At 40.8% G+C, this 9,373-nt stretch carries 11 protein-coding genes; 2 read left to right on the top strand and 9 right to left on the bottom strand.

The annotated features are described in order from the left end of the window. Positions 1-73: 73 nt before the first annotated feature. The 9 genes from B4N43_RS22235 to B4N43_RS22270 form a co-directional block, all read right to left on the bottom strand. Positions 74-556: a cupin domain-containing protein gene (locus B4N43_RS22235; RefSeq protein ID WP_201669090.1), complete on the bottom strand. Its 483-nt coding sequence runs from the start codon at positions 554-556 to the stop codon at positions 74-76. 108 nt (positions 557-664) lie between these two features. Then, entirely contained in the window at positions 665-1,393 is a 729-nt protein-coding gene (locus B4N43_RS22240; protein ID WP_286736251.1) for a carboxymuconolactone decarboxylase family protein, read from the bottom strand. Between the two features lie 99 nt (positions 1,394-1,492). Beyond that, positions 1,493-1,717: a nuclear transport factor 2 family protein gene (locus B4N43_RS25465; protein ID WP_349677189.1), complete on the bottom strand. Its 225-nt coding sequence runs from the start codon at positions 1,715-1,717 to the stop codon at positions 1,493-1,495. Next, the gene (locus B4N43_RS22245; protein ID WP_286736253.1) at positions 1,714-1,932 is read right to left on the bottom strand and encodes a hypothetical protein; all 219 of its coding nucleotides are present in this window, start codon (positions 1,930-1,932) and stop codon (positions 1,714-1,716) included. Before B4N43_RS22245 ends, B4N43_RS25465 begins: the two co-directional genes overlap by 4 nt. A 26-nt stretch (positions 1,933-1,958) precedes the next feature. Next, positions 1,959-3,008: an alpha/beta hydrolase gene (locus B4N43_RS22250; protein ID WP_286736255.1), complete on the bottom strand. Its 1,050-nt coding sequence runs from the start codon at positions 3,006-3,008 to the stop codon at positions 1,959-1,961. A gap of 30 nt (positions 3,009-3,038) precedes the next feature. Beyond that, entirely contained in the window at positions 3,039-3,686 is a 648-nt protein-coding gene (locus tag B4N43_RS22255) for a flavodoxin (protein ID WP_286736257.1), read from the bottom strand. An 81-nt stretch (positions 3,687-3,767) separates the two neighbouring features. Beyond that, entirely contained in the window at positions 3,768-4,856 is a 1,089-nt protein-coding gene (locus B4N43_RS22260) for an alpha/beta hydrolase (RefSeq protein WP_286736259.1), read from the bottom strand. A 10-nt stretch (positions 4,857-4,866) separates the two neighbouring features. Next, positions 4,867-5,850, bottom strand: coding sequence for an aldo/keto reductase (locus B4N43_RS22265; protein WP_286736261.1), 984 nt, complete (start codon positions 5,848-5,850; stop codon positions 4,867-4,869). Between the two features lie 20 nt (positions 5,851-5,870). After that, on the bottom strand, positions 5,871-6,725 hold the full coding sequence (locus tag B4N43_RS22270) for an aldo/keto reductase (protein WP_286736262.1): 855 nt from the start codon (positions 6,723-6,725) through the stop codon (positions 5,871-5,873). 157 nt (positions 6,726-6,882) lie between these two features. Here B4N43_RS22270 and B4N43_RS22275 point away from each other — a divergent pair, with 157 nt between their 5' ends. Next, positions 6,883-7,782, top strand: a complete 900-nt coding sequence (locus tag B4N43_RS22275) for a helix-turn-helix domain-containing protein (RefSeq protein WP_088161980.1) — start codon at positions 6,883-6,885, stop codon at positions 7,780-7,782. A 419-nt stretch (positions 7,783-8,201) separates the two neighbouring features. Beyond that, positions 8,202-9,023 (top strand): helix-turn-helix domain-containing protein, encoded by an 822-nt coding sequence (locus tag B4N43_RS22280; protein WP_088161979.1) that lies wholly within the window; start codon positions 8,202-8,204, stop codon positions 9,021-9,023. Positions 9,024-9,373 lie beyond the last annotated feature (350 nt).

A 9,373-nucleotide genomic window follows, 5' to 3' on the forward strand; every position in this document is an offset into this window, starting at 1 on the left:
GAATGCCCACTTTCGTTTATTCAGGCCGAAAAGGATGAATATATTACTATCGAGAAAAGAGATCTTATTTAGGTTAATTGTTATACTCTTGATCTGTCACAGGTTTAAGCCATACAGTTTCTCCCTTTTCCCTGCCTGTAATGGCAATCTGTACAAAAGCAGAATCAGCGCTCGCGCCATGCCAATGAGGAACATCTATTGGGCATTTTACAACTTCTCCTTTACGGAGGATTATTTTTTCCTTACCTTCTTCCTGATAGAAGCCGACACCATCCAATGCCAGAATAATCTGTCCCGCCGGATGAGAATGCCACTTGGTCCTGGCACCAGGCTCAAAGGTCACACTTCCAACAGCATTCTGATTGATCCGATCTGCGGTTACTAGATTATTTAACCACACTGTTCCTGTGAAATTGTCATTTGTAATCCTTTCACCTTTTGAAAAAATAGGATCATGCGTTCTGTCCTGTTCAGTTTTTTGTGGTTTGATCTGTTGAGTACATGAAATTGCCAAGATTCCCGTCAGAAATAGTATCGTTGTATTGTTTAAATTCATGATTTTAAATTTTTAAATAAAGTTTATCCCCAAGTAACCCATTTTAGGCTCGTTTATTTTTTTGTTATAGTCGCTTTAATGACCGCAAATTTTATAGTAGCAGTTAGATTACTTTCTATTCGCTAATACTTCATCGAATATTTTTTGTGCAACTATAGCCTCTTTTTTGCCCACAGTAGATTTAATAATAATTATAAACTGCTGTAATTGTTCTTCCGATAAACCTACATTTAAACAAATTGCCAAATGCGATTTCAGCATCGGTTCCACGCCGCCTATGCTGGCTAGTACAGAGATTGTTACCAGTTCTCTTTCAGCGTAGGTAAGAATATCCCGTTCAAAAATATCAGCAAATAGATGTTCCTTTAAAAATAGTTCAATAGTTGGAGCAAAAGCAGCATAACCAGTTTTTGGATCTTTTTCGGTTACTCCTGTAAGCTGTTCCAAAATCGCTTTGCCACGATCATATTTTGGCTGGTCATTTTGAATAGGTGATGCTTCAGGGCCTGTTGGATCATTGATGCCCTTTGTCTTGCGCTCCTCAAGTACGGCCATCAGGGTTTGCAATCCACGTATACTACGAGGAAAGCCGGCATAAGCATAGAGCTGTATGATGCTTTCCCTAATCTGATTACTTGTCAGTCCGGCATCGAGTCCTTTGTTGAGTGCATCTTTTAATGTTGACAGGTCACCTTTGGCCGCGGTGGCCGCAATGGTAATAAGACAACGTTTTTTGTTATTTAATGGCGGATTTTCGCGATTCTGACTTGCGTATAACATGGAATAAAAGCAAAATAAAGTGAATAATAACGCGATAATATACTTTTGTTTCTTCATGATCATTCTCTATTAGTGATTCTTTCTATTTCATCTCTTTTTGGAGTAGAAAGACTAGCGATGGCATTCTTTACGAAGATATCACTGGTTGAATCGTTATTAGTTCCCAGGAGTAAGTAGTTTGGTGAACGACAGTGATCCTAGTTTCCAAGTGCCATTTTGTTTTACGTAGACTTCCGTAACCATAAAGGGATTGGTTACCTCGTTACCACCAACGATAGCAAGTAGGTCGATTCTATTGAGTAGGATAGCTGTATTGTCAATGATATTGACTGATACTTCATGGATATCAGCCTTTTTATACCAGATTCCGCCACTTTTTATGACATTAAGTTCCCTTTGTTTTCCCCAGGATCCCCCATGTGGACAAACATTGAATTTTCATGAAAAAGGCTGTTCAATGTGCCGACATTTTTGTCGGCCATCCATTGCCATTTATCTTTTGAAAGTTTGATGATTTCCTGATCAGCAGGCGACTGTGCAAATGAGATCTGAATTCCGGAGAGGGCCAAACAGAGGCCGAGTAATAATTTTTTCATAATCATAATAAAGTATAGTGTATTTTTTATTGAAGGTTCTGGTGATAAAACTCAACCAATTTATTTGCAGCTTTTGTGACGTATTCCTTTTTCCAGTAAGTTTCAATGTGTGTAGCTCCTTCTAGTAAAAAGAGCGCTTTGTTTTTTGCGTTTTTAGCCTTTGAAAAAGCCTCATCGGTCATATACTTGGTATCTGCCTTGCTTCCAGCGATCATCAACAAGGGCTGATCGATCAGTTCGATACCATCGGTTGCATCCCATGTCATCAGATCCATCAAGCTGCTGGTTGTATATAAAAACGTTGAATTCGGATGGGCGTGCGTCCGATAATAATATTCAAATCCTTGCCGATAGAGATCTGTTGGAGTTTTGGCGATCTCTTCGTCTGTTATACTAGCTACGCCAGAATACTTGATTTCTCCGCCTGCTGCCTCCTCTGCCCGGGCATCTGATGCCTGTTTCAATCGTTGCTCAATTGTATTTTGTTGAGAATTTTGAAACCCGTTGCGTCTCACTTCACCAGAGTTGAACATGCTCAGTGTAGCAACAGCTTTTAGCCGTTTATCAGACTGTGCTGCTTTGAGGGTATAGCCGCCGCCGCCGCAGATCCCGAGTGCACCGACACGACCTGGATCGACACCGGCGTAACCAGCGATATAGTCTGCCATGCCATGGATATCCTCTGTTCTGAACTGGGGTTTGTCGGTATGGCGGGGTTCGCCACCGCTGGCTCCCTGATAGGCGGCGTCTGCGGCTATTGTAATGTAACCCGCTTCTGCCAGTCGCTGTGCATAAAGACCGGCAGTTTGTTCTTTGACCCCGCCATTGGGATGTGCGACTATAATGGCAGGATATCTTCTTGAAGGGTCATAATTCGCCGGAGTATATACATTAGCAGCGATAGCTATTCCGTTTAATTTATAGCTCACAGGATGTATATTTACTTTTCCCTTTACATTTTCCTTTATAGCATCACCATACACAAGGCCAAATGGATTTTTTGATTTGTCCTGTGCTTCTGTAATGAGCCCCGTCGCCATAAACATGGCTACGATGATATACTTGATTTGTTTCATTGATTGTAATTTTATGCTTTCCACTTCTTATTATTTTGTGAATCCAAGTTTTTCAAGCCATTGGGCAAGTTGAACGGTAAGCTGTTTTTCTTTTTCACCTGATATCACAAAGAGGATTCCGTCCCGTTCTTTACCTGCTTTTGTTGTAAACCCTTCCAATATTTTGCTTTTGGAACAAAGTTGTTCGATCGTGTCAAAGCTGCTCCCAACGCCATATCCGGCATTTGTATTAAAAGGGACAATCGTTTTTCCTGCCAGATCATACTGTTTTAGAAAACTCTTTATGGGGGGAGGGAGCTGCATCCCCCAAGTTGGAAAACCCACAAAGATGAAGTCGTATTTTCCTATGTTGTCTATTTTCGTTTTTAGTGGCGGCAGATAACCCGTTTTATTTTCTTCGGCAACCTGGTCGACGGTGGTTTGATAGTGAGCGGGATAAGGATTTTCGGGCTCAAGACCAACTAGATCACCGCCTACCTGCCGATGGATAATCTCTGCGACAGCTTTGGTATTTTTCGTCCGCGATAGGTAAACGACCAAAACTTCCTGATTATTTAGCGAATCACAGGGAGCTATCGGGAAACCTTTGTTTTCAAATGTGGCTTCATTTGCTCCCGAACAGGAAGTTACCGCAAACAACAGGCAAAGTAGTAGGCAATATAAATATCTAGTTTTCATTTGCATCGTTTTTGATTTATACAAAGTTCCCTAAATCAACTTTCTTTTTAGGTAGACGGATTACGGATAGTACTACCATTATTACTTATCCAGTCCTTTTTGTTTTAACCATTTGGATAGTTCATCCGCAACTTGCAAATTGTTGAGATCCGAAAAAGGAAAATGAGTATTTCCCATGATTCCAATTTCAGGAAGATGGATTACCGTTGCATTTCCGCCATGTTTATTAATTGCCGCGGCCCATAGTCTGGCCATTTCCAGCCCCGAACGCCAGTGGTCTTTGTTCCATACATTGGTCGGCTCTTTGGCAATATTATCCCCATAGTAAATGACAATGGGGATTTGGGTCAGCTTTTTAAAATCAGAGAGGGGGATTGTAACCCCTTTGAGTTCACCAAACAACCCCGCGGATTTTATGGGAGCCGGAAGTTCGCCCTCTGGAAATACAAATCCACTGTATGGTTCGTATGCGACGACCGCTTTGACTTTATCATTTTTGATCGCGGTCAGCCAACCTGGGCCTCCGCCCTGGGAGTGGGTGACCAAGATTCCGGCATTAATCTTATCAAATAGACTGGATACCGCTGCGGTAATAACGGTTGCATCGAAAGCACCCGTATTGGGTGTCATCTGTCTATAGAACTGTTCTAATGCTATACTATCCTTTGGAAACTGAACATTCGGGAAATAGTTGGGGTAATTGCCTATACGAAATTGTGTAAACCAGAACTGCTCATCTGCCGTAGGCTTGATCGTTGCTTCTACCATGCTTTTTCCGGCTTCCCCACGTCGCGGTTGGTCGATGAGGTACACTGAGAATTTCCGGCGGAGGAAAATGTTCTGAAAGCCTTCTCTACCATCTGCTGTGGTTTCCCATGTTTTTTTTGATTGGCCTGCACCATGCAGAAATACCAAAGGATACTTGTGGGCTTTTACCGGTTTTTGATAGAAAACGTAGGCATGATCGCCATGGAAAGTTTGTCCTTGAGTATTCAGGGCATCATTTACGTTAAAGTGCCCAGCTTCGGTCTTGATTGTACCACCAACTGCAAAGCTACCTTGATCATCAATGAGTAAAGGCTTTTGCTTTTTCTGGGCATGTACGGTCATCGATAAAATGAATAGGGCAGCAGAGGCTGTAATATTTCGTATTATTCTGTTCAATCGCATAGCTTATTTTTTATTTACCGACTCTGTTCTGTAAAGCAGCAGGATATCGTTCGCCTTGGATGGTAATCGCCGAAGCAGCCTGGTTGATCTCCCGTATTTCCTTTGTATCTAGCTGAACAGCAATGGCGTCAATATTTTCCATCAGGCGATGTAGTTTTGTCGTTCCCGGGATTGGGGCAATCCATGGTTTCTGAGCAAGCAGCCATGCTAATGCAATCTGCGCTGGAGTGGCATCTTTGGCACTTGCTATCGTTTTTAGGAGATCTACAAGAACCTGATTCGCTTTGCGATTTTCTTCCGAGAAACGTGGTACGATGTTACGGAAATCCGTCGGGTCAAATTTTGTCGTTTCGTTGATTGCGCCGGTTAAGAAGCCTTTTCCCAAGGGGCTAAAGGGCACAAAACCGATTCCAAGCTCCTCCAGTGTAGGGATGATCTCATTTTCGGGTTCACGGTAAAAGAGCGAATATTCGCTCTGCAATGCTGCTAGGGGCTGTTCTGCATGTGCTCGACGGATAGTTTCAGTTCCCGCTTCAGAGAGTCCCCAATGTTTTACTTTACCTTCAGCAATCAGATCGCGGATGGTTCCGGCCACCTCTTCAATAGGGATATTGGGGTCGGTGCGATGTTGATAGAATAGGTCGATTCGGTCCGTACGCAGACGTTGGAGGGAAGCTTCAGCAACTTTTCTGATTCTGGCGGGACTGCTGTCCAAACCTTTTTTTGAATCGCCATCTTCGAAACCAAACTTAGTCGCGATCACCACATGGTCTCTGAATGGCTCCAATGCTTGTCCAAGTAGGGTTTCATTGGTAAAAGGGCCATAACATTCAGCAGTATCGAAAAAGGTAATTCCAGATTCAAAAGCAGCGCGGATTAATTGAATTGCCTCTTTTTCGTCTGTAGCCGGGCCATAGCCAAAACTCAAACCCATGCAGCCTAATCCAAGTGCGGACACTTCAAGTCCACTATTTCCCAGTTTTCTTTTTTCCATTTTAGTATCAATTTAACGTTTTAGATATCAAGTTTTCTTTCACTCAGCAATCTGACCATCTTAGGGTCCCGGTGATCAAAAAATAGACTTTCTCCAGTGTCTAGGGATCTTATGGCATCCATTTCCTTCTCTGTCAGTTCGAAATCGAATAGCTGGAAATTTTCGGCTATTCTTTCTTTACGAACAGATTTGGGGATAGCAATGATGTCCCGTTGCACAAGCCATCGGAGGATGACCTGTGCAACAGTTTTATTGTAATTTTCTCCTATTGACTTAAGGACCCCATTATGGAAAATATCGTTTTTCCCCTCTGCAAAAGGACCCCAGGATTGGGTCTGGATATTATTTTCGTTCAGGAAAGCTTGATTTTGAATTTGCTGTTGAAAAGGATGTGTTTCGATCTGGTTGACTGCAGGAGTGAAACCACTATTGACAATGAGATCCATCACCCTGTCCGGCTGGAAATTAGCAGTCCCGATAGCCCTTATTTTACCGGCTTCATAAAGTTCCTGCATCGCTTTCCACGATCCAAAGATATCGCCATAAGGTTGGTGGATCAGATACAGATCGAGATAGTCCAATTGCAGTCTTTCCAACGAGCGGTGAAAAGCGGTCTTGGTTTTCTCATATCCCGTATCCTGAACCCACAGTTTGGTCGTGATAAATAATTCTTCACGTTGGATAGCGCAATTTTTTATCGCTTTTCCTACTGCTTCTTCATTCAAATAAGAGGCCGCGGTATCAATTAGCCGGTATCCAGTTTCGACGGCATCAATAACAGCACGTTCGCATTCTAAGGCATCTTTTATCTGGAAAACACCGAAACCAAGGATAGGCATTTCAATTCCGTTATTTAGTTTTACTTTATACATCATGAAAATCGTTTATGTAGTATACAATCCAATGATAACAAAGTTCGGTTTTGCAGGCTAAGGTTTTGGTAGATGGATTACGGATAGTTCTACCAATATTACGGATTCAATACATTATTGGATTTCAGTTTTGTAAATTTGTTTCATAGCATTCAGGCAAATGGAAGAGATCATCAATTTTAAGAGTATTAGCGAATACAATAATTTCAATAACAATGAAACATTGCATCCTTTGGTCAGTGTTGTCGATTTGAGCAAAGCTGATCCTCGTAAACTGTCAAAGCTCAGGTATGAGTTCTATACCGTGTTTTTTAAAGAAATAAAATGCGGAGATCTCCGGTATGGACTTAAGAATTATGATTATGAAGAGGGAACATTGATATTTTTGGCTCCGGGGCAGGTCATTGGGGAGAATGGCACGGAATTCTACCAGCCTCAGGGGACAGCATTGGTATTTCATCCAGAGCTGCTTTATGGTACTTCGTTGGCAAAGGAGATTGCCAACTATACGTTCTTTTCCTATTCAGCTAGCGAGGCGCTTCATCTTTCCGAGCAGGAGAGGAGGGTCATTATGGATTGCCTCAACAAAATAAAGCATGAACTGGTTCATAGTATCGACAAGCATACCAAAAAGCTCATTGTCTCCAACATCGAGCTTTTCCTAGATTATTGTCAACGGTTTTATGACAGACAATTTATAACGCGCGAAAATGTTAATAAGGGTATTATAGAAAAATTCGAAGAGATTTTGAATGCTTATTTTCAGTCAGATGAACCACAACAATACGGTCTGCCAACTGTGGCCTACTTTGCTGAACAATTATTTCTTTCTGCCAACTATTTTGGTGACCTCGTTAAGAAAGAAACAGGGAAGACTGCGCAGGAATATATTCAGAATAAGTTAATCGAGATTGCCAAGGAAAAAATATTCGATTCGAATAAGACTATTAACGAAATTGCATTTGAACTTGGTTTTAAATATCCGCAGCATTTTAGTCGCTTATTTAAAAACCGTGTCGGTTATAGCCCAAATGAGTACCGGAATGTCAATCTGAATTAGTTTTAAAATGAGAAGCCTTGATATTCTGCTCATTTAAAAATTACAAGAATAGCAGAGGCTATGGTATATCCTTCGTCTTGACCATCAAAAGTGAGGAGGAGCCAGTGTCTGTTCAATTAGAAGCTATTTCTTGCAACAGGTTATCATATTTAGGGCGCCATCCCAATTCTTTTCTGGCTCGGTCAGAATTGACAAGGATATTTGAACCTAATCCAAAATGTGCCATTATTGGTCCCCAGAGAGCAATGGCATCCATTATTGAAATTTGTTCAATAGTGTCCTGTTTATAGCCTAAACCATAGACCCTGAAGCGTAAGGATAGCAATAAATGAGCTTTTCAGAAATGTTAATTGAGCTTCAGCGTAAAGAACTTACTTTGCTTATTTACTACTTTTGTGAAAAAAATAGCATATTATTCGATGGAACACGCTGATAAATTAAAAACGATAAGTTACTGGGGTATCTTCCTTTCTTGCTTTTCAGACTTTAGCGAAAAATGTATTCATGCTGCGCCTGAACATGTATTAGTGTATGTATATTCAGGTGAACAGATTATTGAAGATCGAAACAAGAAAATTAAGATAAAAGCTGGAGAATGTGCGTTTATTCGGCGTAACCATCGTTTGTTGATGTATAAAAATAGCAAGGGGAATGATCTGTATAAGGGGATTTCATTAACATTCAACCGAAGTGTTCTAAGGGAGTTTTACAGCCGGCTGAATAAATCTAAGCTTCCTAAACAAGAAGCATTTTCAGATAAAAATGTATTTAAGATAGAACCAAAGCCAGATATTGCGAGTTTGTTTAATTCGCTTACTCCATATTTTGAGGAAAATGTAAAACCGACGGAAGAAGTGACACATTTGAAACTGCTCGAAGGTATTTATGCTCTACTCAATAACGCTGATGTTTTCTTCCCGATATTATTTGATTTCGCTGATCCTTGGAAGATAGATATGTTGGAATTTTTGAATGATCACTATATGGATGATCTGACAATGGAGCAAATTGCGGCCTATACCGGTCGAAGCCTGGCAACATTTAAACGTGACTTTGCAAAAATTAGTACGCTAAGTCCTCAAAAATGGTTGATAAAAAAGCGGTTGGAATCGGCGTATGTCAAATTAAAAGAAGAAGGTAAAAAGGTGCAGAATGTATACGTTGAAGTAGGCTTTAAAAACCCGTCCCATTTTTCAACTGCATTTAAAAAACAATATGGTATAACACCTTCTGAAATCTAGTTTGATGAATTAATCTATTCCATTTAGGGATCGACAATAGGGATGAAGAAATATTTTATTATTTCCTAACAGTCCAAAAGATTGAAAAGCAATCGAACAATTGCCAAAAACAACATACTCCGAAGAGCAAGCAGTGTAAGACTTGAACAAATAAAATTCTTCAGAAAAAAGTAATAGTGCGAAGAATTACTGAAATAGATCATCTTTTTTCTTAGAACAACAACGTCCAATCTTTATCGGATTGGGCGTTATTGTTCTATTTGGGTACCTACTGTATCTTGATCTTAGTAGATATTCTGATACCGTTGACCATTCAGATTCGAACAGCCAGGGAGTGTAACACCAACTGT

The organism is Sphingobacterium sp. UBA1897 (genome assembly GCF_002337775.1).
Classification (GTDB): domain Bacteria; phylum Bacteroidota; class Bacteroidia; order Sphingobacteriales; family Sphingobacteriaceae; genus Sphingobacterium; species Sphingobacterium siyangense.